This window comes from Acidovorax sp. (genome assembly GCF_027492855.1).
Taxonomy (GTDB): Bacteria; Pseudomonadota; Gammaproteobacteria; order Burkholderiales; family Burkholderiaceae_C; genus Acidovorax.
The window spans coordinates 64,335-78,271 of the sequence record NZ_JAPUDY010000050.1 but is presented as its reverse complement, the minus strand read 5'-3'; the positions used below and the strand labels follow the sequence as shown (position 1 = coordinate 78,271).

Sequence of the window (13,937 nt, the reverse complement as noted above, 5' to 3'; positions counted from 1 at the left end):
AAGCTCGCGTCGATGGAAGTGCGCTCGGGCATCCTGTATGCCACGGCCATCATCGTGCTGGTGTTTCTGCCGCTGTTTGCGCTGCCGGGCATTGAGGGGCGGCTGTTCGTGCCGCTGGGCGTGGCCTTTATCGTGTCCACGCTGGCGTCGTTGTTGGTGTCGGTCACGGTCACGCCGGTGCTGGCGTTTTACCTGCTGCCCCGCATGAAAACGCTGGACCATGGCGACACGCGGCTTGTGGCCTGGCTCAAGGCGCGCTACCAGGGCGGCTTGCAGGCTGTGCTGAACTGGCCCCGCGCGGCCATCGCCGTAGGCGGTGTGGCGTTTGTGCTGTCGGCGGCGGCGGTGCCTCTGTTTCCCACCACCTTCCTGCCGCCGTTCAATGAAGGCACGCTGCTCATCGGCCTGCGGCTCAACCCCGGCGTGACCCTGGCCGAATCGGCGGCGCTGGCCAGCCAGGCCGAGGTGCTGGTGCGTGCCGTGCCCGAGGTCACCCACGTGGGCCGGCGCAGCGGGCGGGCCGAGCTGGATGAGCATGCCGAGGGCGTGCATGTGAGCGAGCTGGACGTGGGCCTGCTGCCCGCGTCAGAGCTCACGCGCAGCATGGCCGAGATCCAGGGCGATATCCGCAGCCGCCTGTCGGGCCTGCCCGCCGCCATCGGCATCGGCCAGCCCATCTCGCACCGCATCGACCACATGCTGTCGGGCGTGCGCTCGCAGATCGCTATCAAGCTGTTTGGCGAAGACCTGGACACGCTGCGCGGGCAGGCCGATGCGCTGCGCTCGCGGCTGTCCGCGATCCCAGGCCTTGCCGACCTGGAGGTGGAAAAGCAGGTGCTGGCGCCGCAGATCACGGTGCGGGTGGACTACGCGGCCGCAGCGCGCTACGGCGTGCCGGTGCCGCAGATCCTGTCGGCTCTGCAAAGCCTGGTGGAGGGCGAAAAAATCACGCAGATCGTGGAGGGCAGCCGCCGCTTTGCGCTGGTGGTGCGCCTGCCCGAAAGTGCCCGCTCGCTGGACGGGCTAGGGCAGATCCTGCTGGAGACGCCCAGTGGGCGCGTGCCCCTGTCGCGGGTGGCCACCATTGAAGAGGGCGACGGCCCCAACCAGATCAGCCGCGACGATGGCAAGCGGCGCATCGTGCTGTCGGCCAACGCCCAGGGGCGTGCGCTGTCCGACGTGGTGGCCGACATCCGCCAGGTGGTGGATGGCACCCCGCTGCCCGAGGGCTACTTCGTGACCCTGGGCGGCCAGTTCCAGGCGCAGGAGGAAGCGAGCCGCCTGGTGGGCATGCTCTCGGTCGTCTCGCTGGTGCTGATGTTTGTGGTGCTGTACACCCGCTACCAATCGGCCACGCTGTCGCTGCTCATCATGGCCAACATTCCGCTGGCGCTGGTGGGGGCGGTGCTGGGGCTGTGGATCTCGGGCCAGCCGCTGTCGGTGGCGGCGCTCATCGGGTTCATCACGCTGGCGGGGATTTCGGTGCGTAACGGCATCCTCAAGGTCAGCCATTACCTGAACCTGATGCGCATCGAGGGCGAGGGCTTTCACCACGCCATGATCGTGCGCGGCTCACTGGAGCGCCTGAGCCCGGTGCTGATGACCGCGCTGGTCACGGCCTTTGCGCTGGCGCCTTTGTTGTTCGAGGCCGAGCGCCCGGGCACGGAGATCCTCAACCCCGTGGCCGTGGTCATCTTCTCGGGCCTGATCAGCTCGACCCTGCTCGACACCTTCCTCACCCCGGCGATGTTCTGGCTTTTTGGCCGCAAGGACGCCGAGCGCCTGCTCGACGACAAGAACGCCGAGGCCTTCTGATTTTTTTTGTCCCCCGTTTGTTTTTTATCCATTGAAAGGAACACCATGCGAAAGAACTCTATCCCCCAACTTCTGGGTGCACTTGTGCTGCTGGCCAGCAGCGCCACGGCCTACGCGGCTGGCAACCATGCCCACGACCACAAGCCGCTGCATGGCGGCGTGGTGGCCGAAAGCAATGACATGGACTACGAGCTGGTCGCCCAGCCCGACACCATCACGCTCCATGTGCGAGACCACGGCAAGCCCGTGAGCGTGCAGGGCGCCAGCGCCCGGCTGACGCTGCTGCAGGGCGCTGAAAAATCAGAAGTGGTGCTGGCGCCCAACAATGAGGGCGTGTTGCAGTCCAAGGGCAGCTTCAAGGTGGCGGCTGGCACCAAGGTGGTGGCGCTGGTGACCTTGCCAGGCAAAAAGGCCGCCAATGTGCGGTTCGTGATCAAGTAAGGCCAACTACGGGGGGAACTGTCCCCGTAGTGCGCCACACCGTCAGTGTGTATGGCGGTGGTGGATATCCGGGTAGTGGGGGTGCTTGTGGGTGATGGGCGCATGCACATGGTGGTGCGCATGGGGCCGTGCGGGATCCCACGGAAATTCATGGGCGTGTTGGTGGTGCTCGTCGTGCGTATGGCGGTGCACGTGCGCCAGCGGCTCATGCGTGTGCTCATGCTCGTGGCGCTCTTGCAGGTGTAACCACAGGCCCAGCGCCATCAGTGCCGCAGCCAACCAGAAAAGAGGGCCCGGCAAAGACGGCCACAGCAGCAGCGATACCACCACCCCAAACAGCGGGGCCACGGAGAAGTACGCCCCTGTTCGTGCGGTGCCCAGCGTGCGCAGCGCCACCACAAACAGTGCCAGGCTCACGCCGTAGCCCGCGAACCCGACCGCCAGCGCTGCGCCAAGACCGCTAGCGTCCGGCAGTTGCGCACCCGCCGCCAAGGCCACGGCGGTGTTGCAGGTGCCCGCGATCAGGCCTTTGATGCACGCGATCAGCAGGGCGTCATTGGTGGCTACCTTGCGGGTCAGATTGTTGTCTATGGCCCAGCAGGCGCAAGCCCCCAAAACCAACAGGGCGCCGTAGGACAGCGTGGCGCCGCCGGGCTCCCAGGACAGCAGGGCGCCGCCAGCAACGATGGCCGCCATGCCCAGCACGATGCGGCGGTCGGCGTTTTCCTTGAACCAGAACCAAGCGAGCAGCGCCGTCAGCACCCCTTCCATGTTCAGCAGCAAAGAGGCCGATGCCGCGCCCGTGCGGGTGAGGCTCAGCATCAGCAGCACGGGTCCGAGGATGCCCCCGGCCACCACGGCACCCAGCAGCCAAGGGACGTCGTGGCGAGGAATACGCAAGGCGCCGGATGTTGCGCCAGGCCCTTGAACCCCGCGCCGTGCCATCAGCAAAAGTGCCAGGCCCAGCCCGCTGCCCAGGTACAGCAGCCCCGCCAGAAGTACCGGTGGGGTGTCTCCCACCAAAAGCTTCGCGAACGGTGTGCTGGCGCCGAACAGGATGGCCGCGCCGAGGGCAGGGAGTGCTGGGGCGAGGGACATGGGGGAAGGCAGGATCTGCAGGCGTCAGCGCGGCAGGCAGCCCGCAAAGCCCTCGGCTGGCACCGACACATCGGCCTGCGAGAGCGCCTCCGTGGTGTCGCTCTGCGAAGGCGTCTTGGTAAAGCGTGAGCCGTTGTTCCAGTGCCATGTCTTGCCGTCGAAGCGATAGACGAAGGTGTGCGTTCGGTTGGACAGCAGGTGCGCGGGTGTGAGTGTGATGGTCTGGGCTTCGGCCTCGGTGGGGGCGGTGGCGCGCGCCTCGTTGTCTTTGATGACGATCTTGCCCACATAGGGCGTGATCGGCGATTCGGTGCGCGTGACCTCGCGCTGCACCAGGGCCGGGCTGTGGCCCACCTTGGTCCATTCGCCTTTTTCGGTGGCGCGCACGCTGTCGGTTCTGCCCGCCACCGACTGCGTGCAAGCCGCCACGAGGGCGTCGAAATCGGTTTCGGCCATGCTCGGCGCGGCGGGCGCTGCCTTGGGCTCGCCGGTGATCCGGTCGCACCCGGTCAACGCAAGTGCCGAGAGCGCGAAGGCCAGGGCGGCGGCCTGTTGCGGCCAGTGAGAAAGGGCGGAGGTAGGGGAAGGGCTGTAGATGATTGGCACTGGGTGATTGTGGCCGTGCTTTGGCAGATCATCTTGATACGCGTCAAGTCATTGGGCGGCTGCCGGGGAAGCGGTGGTTGCGGCTGGCTGTGCCCGTGGCAGCCATACGCTGGCGGCCAGCCCCTGGGGCTCTGCCGCGCCCAGTGTGAACTGGCCTCCCATAAGCTGCGCATACCGTGCCACGATGGACAGCCCCAGCCCCGCACCCTGCCCAAGTTGCAACCCCTGCGCGCCCTGTGTCCAGCGCTGTTGCAACTGCTCGGCCAGCGCGGCGCCCACACCGGGGCCGTTGTCGGTCACGCGCAGCACTGCATGGTCTGCCTCGGTGTGCAGTGCCACGGTAATGCGGGGCGGCTGGCCGTGCCCGTAGCGCAGGGCGTTGTCCAGCAGGTTGTTCAGGATGCCTTCGATCAGCGCGGCGTTGCCGCGCACCTCCACGGCCTGGTCCAGGCCTTCGGCACCCAGGTCTACGCCCAGTGCGTCGGCACGTGGCAGGTAGCGCAGCAGCACGTCGCGCACCAGGGCGTCCAGCGCCAGGGGCTGCAGCGCCAGGGCGATGCCACCCTCGGCCGCGCGGGCCAGTGCCAGGAGCTGGTCCACCGTGCGGCTGGCGCGTTGCTCGGCCTGGGCAATGCCTTCCAGCTCGCTGCGCCACACGGCGGGGTCGTTCTGCGCCAGCGCATGCGTCGCCTGGGCGCGGATGCCTGCCAGCGGGGTGCGCAGCTCGTGCGCTACGTTGCCCGCGAATTCGCGCTGCGCATGCAGGCTTTGCTGCACCCGCGCCAGCAGGCGGTCGAGGGCTTCGCCCAGGCGCTGCACATCACGTGTGGCGGCCTGCTGCGTGAGGGCTGGTGGCAGTGGTTGCAGGTCGGCAGCGTCGCGGTGATCTACCGCGTTCTGTAACTCTGTGAGTGGGCGCAGGTCGCGCTCGATGCCACGCAGCAGCCACGAGCCCAGCGCTACCAGCAGCCACAACTGCGCGAGGCCCGAGTAGGCCAGCAGCCTGCGCAGCAGGTGCGTGCGCTCTGCGGTGGTCTGGGCCATGACTACGGTGAAGGGGGGCTGCCCGTCAATGCGCAGGCTGACACGGCGCAGATCGCGCCCCTCGTGCGCAAGCTGCGAGAACGCATGGGTGCTGCCAGCCGCCACGGTGCCCGCCGCCAGGTGGCTGTCGCCTGCCACCAGCGCGCCGTCGGGTCCGTACACCGCAAACCAGACGGTTTCGCTTTGGTCAAAGCGCAGCAACCCGACCTCGCGTGGCGTGAGGTCCAGGCGCAGGGGCTCGCCCGCGCGGTCGCCGCTCTGGCCGCTGTGCACATGCGCGGCCAGCGCGTGGGCGTCGTCCAGCAAAGCGCGGTCAAAGGCCTCGGCCACGAAATGATTGCCCACGCCCAGCACCACGGCGCTGCCCAGCCCCCAGATCAGCACCAGCGACAGCAGCACATGGCGGCCGATGCGCTGGCGCAGTGCGGGGGGCTGGCGGTCAGGCGCGGCCGACATCGTCTTCCAAAACATAGCCCAGCCCGCGCAGCGTGCGGATGGCGGCGCCGCTGCCTGCGATGCGGCGGCGCAGGCGGGAGAACGAGGCTTCCAGCGCGTTCTCGCCCAGGACTTCGCCTGCATCCGACAGCCGTGCCGACAGATCGCCTTTGCTGAGCACGCGGCCCGGCGGGGTCATCAGCTCCCACAGCAGCTCGAACTCGCGCGCGGGCAGCTCCAGCGGCTGCCCGGCCACACTGAAGCGGCGGGCCTGCCGGTCAAGCAGCAATTGGCCGATGGCAACCAGGTCGGCCGTGCCGCTGGCGCGCCGCAGCAGCGCGCGCAGGCGGGCTTCCACCTCCTTGAGCTCATAGGGCTTGCCCAGGTAGTCGTCGGCACCGGCATCCAGCCCGGCAATGCGTTCTTCGGTGCTGTCGCGTGCGCTGAGTACCAGCACCGGTGTGCGGTCGCCGCGTGCCCGGGCGCTGCGCAGGGCGGTGAGCCCGCTGCCCAGGCCGCTGCGTGCGTGTGCGGCGTGCGGAAGGTTCAGGTCCAGCAAGACCGCATCGAACGCCTGCACGGCCCACCAGTGTTGGGCTTCTTCCACGGTGTGGGCCTGCTCGACGCGGTGGCCTGCATTTTCAAGGCCCTGGGCCATGGTGCGGCTGAGCACGGGGTCGTCTTCCACCAGGAGGAGGCGCATGGCAAGGCTGCTTCTACGTGAAATTACGCATGGCCGAGATCAGCCTGCGATCAGGTTCGATGGGGATAGTTCGGCCGTCAGCATACCCCAGCATCGGGCCGCATTCGTGCAGGCCGAGAGGGCCGTCCAGCCTTTCAGGAGACACATTTTTATGATCAACCGCAATCTAGTCAGAGGCTTTGTCCTCATGGCCCTGGCGCTGGGCTTTGGCCTGCCGTCGATGGGTTACTCGCTGGGGTCGCTGAGCCGCGCCGGGCCCGGAATGTTCCCCTTCATCGTGAGTTGCATGCTGTTTGCCATCGGTGTCATCACGGTGGTGCGCGCGCGCCTGGTGGCGCCGGTGCCGATGGACTTCCAGGTCCGCAACATCGCCATCATCCTGGGCAGCCTGTGCGGGTTTGCCGCGTTGTCGCACTTTGTGAACATGATTGCGGGCATCGTCTTCCTGGTGTTCTGCTCCGGGTTTGCGGGCACCTCGTACTCGGTGGTGCGCAACCTCAAGATCGCCGCAGTGCTTGTGGGCATTGCCTTCGCATTCCAAAAACTGCTGGGCGTGAGCCTGCCGTTGTACTGAGGTCGCTGCCATGGAAGTCCTGAACAACCTCGCGTTTGGCTTCAGCCACGCTCTCACGCTGCAGAACCTGATGTTCTGCGCCCTGGGCTGCACCGTGGGCACCTTGGTGGGCCTGTTGCCGGGCCTGGGCCCGTTGGCCACCATCAGCTTGCTGCTGCCGCTGACCTACTCCATCGACACCACCGGCGCACTCATCATGCTGGCCGGCATTTACTACGGCGCGCAATACGGCGACAGCGTGAGCGCGATCACCATGAAGATCCCGCACGCGAGCAGCATCGTGGCGTGTATCGACGGCTACCAGATGACGCTCAAGGGCAAGACGGGGCTCGCGTTGTTCACGGCCGGGGTCTCCAGCTTCATTGGGGGCACGGTGGCCATCGTGGTGCTGGCTTACCTGGCGCCCAGTCTGGGTGAAGTGGCTTTTCTGTTCGGCCCGGCTGACTACTGCGCGCTGATGCTCGTGGGCTTTGTGTGCGTGAGCTTTGTAACCACGGGCAGCTTGCTCAACGGCCTGGCCATGTGCATGGTGGGCGTGCTGCTGGGTTCCATCGGTACCGACGTGAACAGCGGCCTGGCCCGTTTCACGCTGGACATGGCTTTCCTGACCGACGGCGTGGGCATCGTGAGCATTGCGCTTGGGTGCTTCGGCATTGCCGAAATTGCCAAGAACCTGGATTCGCGCGAGGAGCGTTCGCCCTTCAACGGCAAGATCAAGCTGATCCCCACCTGGCCCGAGTTCAAGCGCATCATCCCGAGCGCCCTTCGCGGCAGCGTGGTGGGCTCCATCCTGGGCATCCTGCCCGGCGGTGGCCCGGTAATCGCCCAGTTCGCGGCCTACGCGCTCGACAAGAAGGTCAGCAAGTACAAGCACGAGATCGGCACCGGCTGTATCGAGGGTGTGGCAGGGCAAGCCGCGGCCGACGAGGCTGCCGCGCGCACCAGCTTCATCCCACTGATGAGCATCGGCATCCCCGAGAACGCAGTGATGGCGCTGATGATGGCCGCCTTCATCATCAAGGGTATCCAGCCCGGCCCCAACATGATTGCGGGCCACCCCGAGCTGTTCTGGGGCCTGGTGGCCAGCATGTGGATCGGCAACTGCTTTCTGCTCATCTTGAACGTGCCGTTGGTGCGTTACTGGTTGTCGGTGTTCAAGATTCCGTACAACGTGTTGTTCCCGGCCATCCTTTTCTTCTGCTGCATCGGCACCTACAGCATCAACAACAACCTTGATGATGTGTTCATCACCGTGGTGTTCGGTGCCCTGGGCTACCTGTTCATGCGACTGGAGATGGACCCGTCGCCGCTGATGCTGGGCTTCATCCTCGGTCCGATGCTGGAAGAGAACTTCCGCCGCTCCATGCTGCTGTCGCGTGGCAGCTTCGAGGTCTTCATCAACCGCCCCATCAGCGGCACGTTGATCGGGCTGATCACCGTGTTCATCCTGTGGCAGACCTTTGCGTTCTTCCGCGAGCGCGGCAAGGCCAAGGAGCTGGCGGTGGCGCCTGCGGTGGCATAGTCATTGCCCTGAAAAGTGAACCAAGGGCCGGTCGCAGTGGATGTGGCCGGCCTTTTTTTGTGATCACAACCCCCACCATCCCGGCAGCAGCGCCCGCACCTGGGCCTGCCCGAACCGGTCGTCCATCAGATGCACCACGCCTTCGTCACTGGGCGTGCGTATCACGCGCCCGGCAGCCTGCACCACCTTTTGCAGGCCGGGGTAGAGATAGGTGTAGTCATATCCCGCACCAAACAGCGCCTGCATGCGCGCGCGGATTTGCTGGTTGACGGGGTTGATCTGCGGCAGCCCCAGCGTGGCCAGAAAGGCGCCGATGAGGCGCTGGCCCGGCAGGTCAATGCCCTCGGCAAACGCGCCGCCCAGCACTGCAAACGCAATGCCCTGGCTGGCGTCGGTGAAGCGGGCCAGAAACTCGCGCTGCTCGGCCTCGAGCATGCGGCGCGACTGGCACCAGTGCGGCACATCGGGGTGCTGCTGCGCAAACAAGGCAGCGGCCTGTTGCAGGTAGTCATAACTGCTGAAAAACGCCAGATAGTTGCCGGGCCGTGCACGAAACTGCTGTGCCATCAGCGCCGCAATGGGCGCCAGCGATGCCGCGCGGTGTGGGTAGCGTGTGGAGATATGGCGCGCCACCTGTACCTGCAATTGCTGGGCGTGGAAGGGCGATTCGACATCGATCCAGAGGTGGTCGGCAGGCAACCCCAGCAGGTCGGCGTAGTAGCGCGCGGGCTGCAGCGTGGCCGAGAACAGTGTGCTGGTGTGCGTGGCGGCCAGCCGGGGCTGCAGAAAGGGCGCGGGCACCACGTTGCGAATGCAGACTACAGAGTCGCCCGGTTTGGCAGCCTTGCCCTGTAAAGCCGGGGGCAGGCTGAGGTCCACCATCGAATGCGCATCCAGCAGCTCGGCCATGCGCACGATGTGCAGCGCATCGAAGTAGAAGGCCTGCAGCGCGGCATCGGGCTCGGTGGGGTGTTCTGCGAAGTGTTCGCCCAGGGTGCTGCCGCACTGCTGCAGCGCGGCCAGCAGTTTGTCGGGGAAGGTTTCCAGCACGGTGTAGTTGCCGCTGTGCGCCTTGTCGATCTCCTTGTCGAGCGCCACCCAGGCGCGGCGCACCTTGTCCAGCGCCTTTTTCACCGGAGCATGGCGTGCGGCGCTGGGGCTGCGGCGGGCCTCGGCCAGCGTGGTGGGGTGCAGCTCGGCGCTGAACATCTTGCGGCCGCGCTCCACCAGGTTGTGCGCCTCGTCCACCAGCAGGGCCGTGCGCCAGCCATTGGCCTGGGCCAGGCCGTGCAGCAGGCCGCCCAGGTCGAAGTAGTAGTTGTAATCGCCCACCACCACGTCGGCCCAGCGGGCCAGCTCTTGGCTCAGGTAATAAGGGCAGACCTGGTGCTGCAAAGCCACTTCGCGCACCTGGGCCTGGTGCAGTGCGGCGCCATGCGCTACGGCAGCGGCGCGGGCGGTGGGCAGGCGGTCGTAAAAACCCTGGGCCAGCGGGCAGGATTCGCCGTGGCAGGCCTTGTCTGGGTGTTCGCAAGCCTTGTCGCGTGCCACCAGCTCCAGCACGCGCAGCGGCAGGGAGGGCGCACTGTCGGCCAGCCGCGCCAGGGCATCAAGCGCCGTCTGCCGCCCGGAGGTTTTGGCGGCCAGGAAGAACAGCTTGTCGATTTGCTGCGCAGGCGCGGCCTTGAGCTGCGGGAACAGCGTGCCCATGGTTTTTCCGATGCCCGTGGGCGCCTGGGCCAGCAGGCAGCGGCCAGCTACTGCGGCCTTGTACACGGCCTCGGCCAGGGGGCGCTGGCCGGTGCGAAAGCCTCCGAAGGGAAAGGTGAGGGCGGTCAGTGCTGCATCGCGTGCCGCGCGGTGGGCCGTCTGCTGTTCAGCCCAGGCGATGAAGCGCTGGCACTGGGCCTCAAAGTGCTCGCGCAAATCGTCGGCGCTGCAGCGTTCGGTGAACACCGTCTCTTGCTGCGAGCCGATGTCAAAGTACACCAGCGCCACGTCGATGTGCGCAAGCTGCTCTTGCGCGCACAGCAGCCAGCCGTAGACCTTGGCCTGCGTCCAGTGCAGATGGCGATGGGCTGCGGGTTGGCGGTCCAGCCGACCTTTGAAGGTTTTGACCTCGTCGATGCGCTGCTGTGCAGGGTCGTAGCCATCGGCCCGGCCACGCACCCGCAGGGCTTGGTAGCTGCCGCTGAGCGGCACCTCGGCGCAGTAGTCTGCGCCCCGGCGCGATGCGGCCACGGCATGGCCCGCCATGCCTTCGAGCGCGGTGGGGGCGGGCGTGAAGCGCAGGTCCAGGTCGCCCTGCTTGGCGGTGAACTCACACAGCTCGCGCACCGCCACGGTGTAGGTCATGGCGCCTCGGCGCCGGGGGGCGGCGAGCCCGTGTCGCCCAATAGCGCCTGGGCCCTGTCCTCGTCGCTGCGCAGTGGCGTGGCCTTGCACAGGGCCATCCACACGGCAAAGGGCAGGGTGCAGGGCTGGTGGCGCGCGGGGCGCAGCAACTCGAAGCGGCCCGTGTCCAGCCCGCCTTGCAGCACCCAGATGCCAAAGTGCTCGGGGATCTCTTCGGGCTCGGCAATGCCTGCCGGAAAGACGTAGTAGCACTCCTCGCACAGCCACTGGTAGGCCTGGCGCTTGGCGTCGTGGCGCAGGTCCGACAGCAGGTCGGCGCGGCTGGCCTTGATCTCGTGCACCATGGGCTGCAGGTAGGCGGGCACCGAGGTATTGCGCACCGAGAACAGGTCGGGCCGCGCCATGCGCCACAGGTGGGCGGCGGCGCGGGTGGCGGGCGTTTCGTCGTCACTCCACAACGGGGCCATGGCCGGGGCGGGCAGCGATGGGTTGGGTGGCAGCGGCATGGCGGGCCCGTCGATCACAGCGCGCAGCGACAGCTCGGCCCACACGATGCGGCCACTGGCCAGCAACTGCGCGGCAAACTTCTGGCCCAGCCGGTCGTGGGCGCTCAGCGCACGCACGCTGCGCTGGCGCGCCAGGGCCAGCGTGCGGATGCCTTCATCGGTGAGCTGCAGGGTTTCGCACCCTTCGGGCGATGCACGCTGCGCAATGAGCCCGGCGGCCAGCAGATCGATCTCCAGCCCGTCTTTGCACGGCCATCCGGCCGAGCGCCAGATCTGCATCAGGCGTGTGCGGTGAAACCGGGTGAGCGTGATGGGAAGGGGCTGGGAGGGCTGCGCCGTCATGGGGCTGAGAGGCTGGTTGGATACTGATTTTAATCACAGCATCTTCCATCTGCCCGCCATGGCTTTGCGTATCCAGAGGCCAAGTATGTGGCTGAAATTTTAGATCGAAATGGGCCTTAGCGCTTATGGAATAAGCGCTAAAAGCTATCAAAATTATAGTAAATCAAGCCACCTAAAAAGCACAGCACCTTAAATCGGCTCCAACCGTGCTTTCTTCATCATGGCTTCGGTGAAGCTCATTTCTTTGGCAAAAGCGCGTGTGTAGGTTTCGCTGTCCTGCACGAACATCTGGCCGCCTTGCTGTTCCAACGCAGTCACCACGGCGGGTTGCTTGAGCACGGCGTCGAAGGCGGTGCGCATGCGCGCCACGATGGCGTCGGGCGTGCCCGTGGGCACCGAGACACCGCCCCACGATGTGAGTTCCACGCCGGGGATGTTCGACTCGGCCAGTGTGGGCACGTCCGGGAGCATGGGGTTGCGACGGGGGCCGGTGACGGCCAATGCGCGCAACTGGCCTGCCTGGATATTGGGGTACGCCACGGAGGTGATCGGCCCACCAAAGGTCACCTGCTGGCCCATGACGGCGTTCACGATCTCGGAGGCACCTTTGTAGGGAATGTGGGTGGCTTTGACCTGGGCCACGCTCAGCAGCAATTCCACGCCCAGGTGCGATGGCGTGCCGATGCCCCCCGAGGCGTAGTCGATCTTGCCGGGCTCGGCGCGCATGCGGGCGAGCAGTTGGTCGAGCGTGCGGATGTCGGAGCTGGCGTGCACGATGACCGTGGTGTCGGAGGTGGTGAGCCCCATGACGTGGCGGAAGTCCTTGAACACGTCATAGCCCGGCGCCTTGTACATGCGCATGCTGGCCGCCATGGGTGCGCTGGAGTAGATCCAGGTGTAGCCGTCGGCGGCTGCCTTGGCCACCTGGCGCGCGCCCAGGTTGCCGCCCACGCCACCCCGGTTTTCGATGATCACAGGCTGGCCCAGCTCTTTGGCCACGGCCTCGGCGACGATGCGGGCCGTGGTGTCCGGGCCGGTGCCCGCCAGGTAGGGCACTACCCATTTGACGGTGCGGCTGGGCCAGGGCTCGGCGGCATGCGCCCAGGTAGCGGGGAGCAGGCTGGCGGCGGCGGCCTGTGCGATGAAGGTGCGACGACGCAGAGGGGCGTATGCAGTGGTTTTCATGTTTTGTCTCCTGTGGATTGTTTCAGTGAATGGGCTTGCCGCCTGTCGCCATGTCGCCATGCCGCTGGGGCAACACGGCCACGATCAGGGGAGTGCCAGCAGCTCCTTGGCGATGGTGTTGCGCTGGATCTCGCTGGTGCCGGTGAGCACGCGGTACATGCGCAGCATGCGGAACAAGAACTCCACGCGCCGCCCTTGCACGATGCCTTCGCCGCCGTGGATCTGCACGGCGCGGTCGGCAATGCGGAAAGCCGCCTCCGAGCAGAACAGCTTGGCCATCGAGGCCTGGGCACGGGGCTCTCCACCCGCGTCGATCTGCCGTGCCGTGGCCAGCATCAGCCCGCGCGCGGCGGCCCAGTCGGTGGCCATGTCGGCCAGCATGTGCTGGATGGCCTGGAACTGCCCAATGGGTCTGCCGAACTGCTTGCGCGACAGCGCGTAATCGCGTGCGTCGCGCAGCGCCACCTGGGCCAGGCCCAGCATGGACGGGCAGTGCAGCAGGCGGTTCACGGTGATGCGGCCCAGGGCCAGCGCCAAGCCCCTGCCGGGCTCGCCGATGAGGTGTGTGGCGGGCACGCGCGCGCCCTCCAGGATGATGTTGCCCGTGCTCGTTTGCCCGGCCATGGTCTTGTAGCCTGACTCCACACGAACACCGGGCGCATGCAGGTCCACAAAGAAGGCTGTCACCTCGCGTTTTTTCGGGTCAGGGTCTGCGTCGGTGGCGGTGGAGGCCATCAGCACCGCATAGTCGGCAAAGGGCGAGCCCGAGATGAAGCGCTTTTCGCCGGTGATGACGTAGTGGTCGCCGTCTTTCACGGCCCGGGTCTGCACGTTGCCTGCGTCCGAGCCCGCCTCGGCCTCGGTGAGCGCAAAGCAGATCGCCATGTCGGCACGCGCCACGGGGGCGATGAAATGTTCGAGCTGAAACGGTGTAGCCACGCGCGCCAGCGCCCCCACGCGCGGCGGGCCGCTGAGTTCACCGAACACATGGGGCGCAAACGGCGATCCGCTGGCGTAGATGGCCTCCTTGACGAGCACATGGTCCAGCACCGACAGGCCCATGCCGCCCATTTGCTTGGGCAGCGTCATGCCGTAGAAGCCCAGTGCGTGCGAGCGTTTCCACACCTGTTGCAGCAGCTCTTTGCTGGGGCTGTGTTCATGGTCGATGCCGTGCTCGCGCACCAGCGCGGCCAGCTCGCCATACAGGTATTCGTTGATGCGCACTATCAGCTCGGCGGCCTGCGGCGAGCCCTCGAAGGGCATGCCGGGAAACAGGGGCGCGGGAATGGGGGAGGTGATGTCGTTGTTCAT

At 66.6% G+C, this 13,937-nt stretch carries 12 protein-coding genes; 4 read left to right on the top strand and 8 right to left on the bottom strand.

The window, feature by feature from the left end:
• Together Q0105_RS09640 and Q0105_RS09635 are read left to right on the top strand one after the other, a co-directional pair.
• Positions 1-1,815: efflux RND transporter permease subunit (locus tag Q0105_RS09640; protein WP_298211161.1), on the top strand; the 1,815-nt coding region annotated here is incomplete at its 5' end.
• A gap of 45 nt (positions 1,816-1,860) precedes the next feature.
• On the top strand, positions 1,861-2,256 hold the full coding sequence (locus Q0105_RS09635) for a hypothetical protein (RefSeq protein WP_298211159.1): 396 nt from the start codon (positions 1,861-1,863) through the stop codon (positions 2,254-2,256).
• A gap of 42 nt (positions 2,257-2,298) precedes the next feature.
• Here Q0105_RS09635 and Q0105_RS09630 read toward each other — a convergent pair whose 3' ends face one another.
• The 4 genes from Q0105_RS09630 to Q0105_RS09615 are packed head-to-tail and all read right to left on the bottom strand — an operon-like array spanning position 2,299 to position 6,142.
• Complete coding sequence (locus Q0105_RS09630; protein ID WP_298211157.1) at positions 2,299-3,354, bottom strand: DMT family transporter; 1,056 nt, start codon at positions 3,352-3,354, stop codon at positions 2,299-2,301.
• A 24-nt stretch (positions 3,355-3,378) separates the two neighbouring features.
• Complete coding sequence (locus Q0105_RS09625) at positions 3,379-3,960, bottom strand: hypothetical protein (protein WP_298211155.1); 582 nt, start codon at positions 3,958-3,960, stop codon at positions 3,379-3,381.
• A gap of 48 nt (positions 3,961-4,008) precedes the next feature.
• Positions 4,009-5,460 carry a sensor histidine kinase gene (locus Q0105_RS09620; protein ID WP_298211153.1) on the bottom strand — a complete coding sequence of 484 codons (1,452 nt, stop codon included), beginning with the start codon at positions 5,458-5,460 and terminating at the stop codon, positions 4,009-4,011.
• Entirely contained in the window at positions 5,444-6,142 is a 699-nt protein-coding gene (locus tag Q0105_RS09615) for a response regulator transcription factor (RefSeq protein WP_298211151.1), read from the bottom strand. The genes Q0105_RS09620 and Q0105_RS09615 overlap by 17 nt, the downstream gene beginning before the upstream one ends.
• Before the next feature lie 151 nt (positions 6,143-6,293).
• Between Q0105_RS09615 and Q0105_RS09610 the strand changes: the two genes are divergently transcribed.
• Positions 6,294-6,716, top strand: a complete 423-nt coding sequence (locus Q0105_RS09610; RefSeq protein WP_298211149.1) for a tripartite tricarboxylate transporter TctB family protein — start codon at positions 6,294-6,296, stop codon at positions 6,714-6,716.
• 10 nt (positions 6,717-6,726) lie between these two features.
• Positions 6,727-8,238, top strand: coding sequence for a tripartite tricarboxylate transporter permease (locus Q0105_RS09605; protein ID WP_298211147.1), 1,512 nt, complete (start codon positions 6,727-6,729; stop codon positions 8,236-8,238).
• A 63-nt stretch (positions 8,239-8,301) separates the two neighbouring features.
• On the opposite strand, the gene Q0105_RS09600 is transcribed toward Q0105_RS09605, so the two are convergent.
• The 4 genes from Q0105_RS09600 to Q0105_RS09585 form a co-directional block, all read right to left on the bottom strand.
• Positions 8,302-10,593 (bottom strand): ATP-dependent DNA helicase, encoded by a 2,292-nt coding sequence (locus tag Q0105_RS09600; protein WP_298211145.1) that lies wholly within the window; start codon positions 10,591-10,593, stop codon positions 8,302-8,304.
• Positions 10,590-11,378 (bottom strand): hypothetical protein, encoded by a 789-nt coding sequence (locus tag Q0105_RS09595; protein WP_298211169.1) that lies wholly within the window; start codon positions 11,376-11,378, stop codon positions 10,590-10,592. Before Q0105_RS09595 ends, Q0105_RS09600 begins: the two co-directional genes overlap by 4 nt.
• Positions 11,379-11,630: 252 nt before the next feature.
• The gene (locus Q0105_RS09590; RefSeq protein WP_298211143.1) at positions 11,631-12,626 is read right to left on the bottom strand and encodes a tripartite tricarboxylate transporter substrate binding protein; all 996 of its coding nucleotides are present in this window, start codon (positions 12,624-12,626) and stop codon (positions 11,631-11,633) included.
• Between the two features lie 84 nt (positions 12,627-12,710).
• Entirely contained in the window at positions 12,711-13,937 is a 1,227-nt protein-coding gene (locus Q0105_RS09585; RefSeq protein ID WP_298211141.1) for an acyl-CoA dehydrogenase, read from the bottom strand.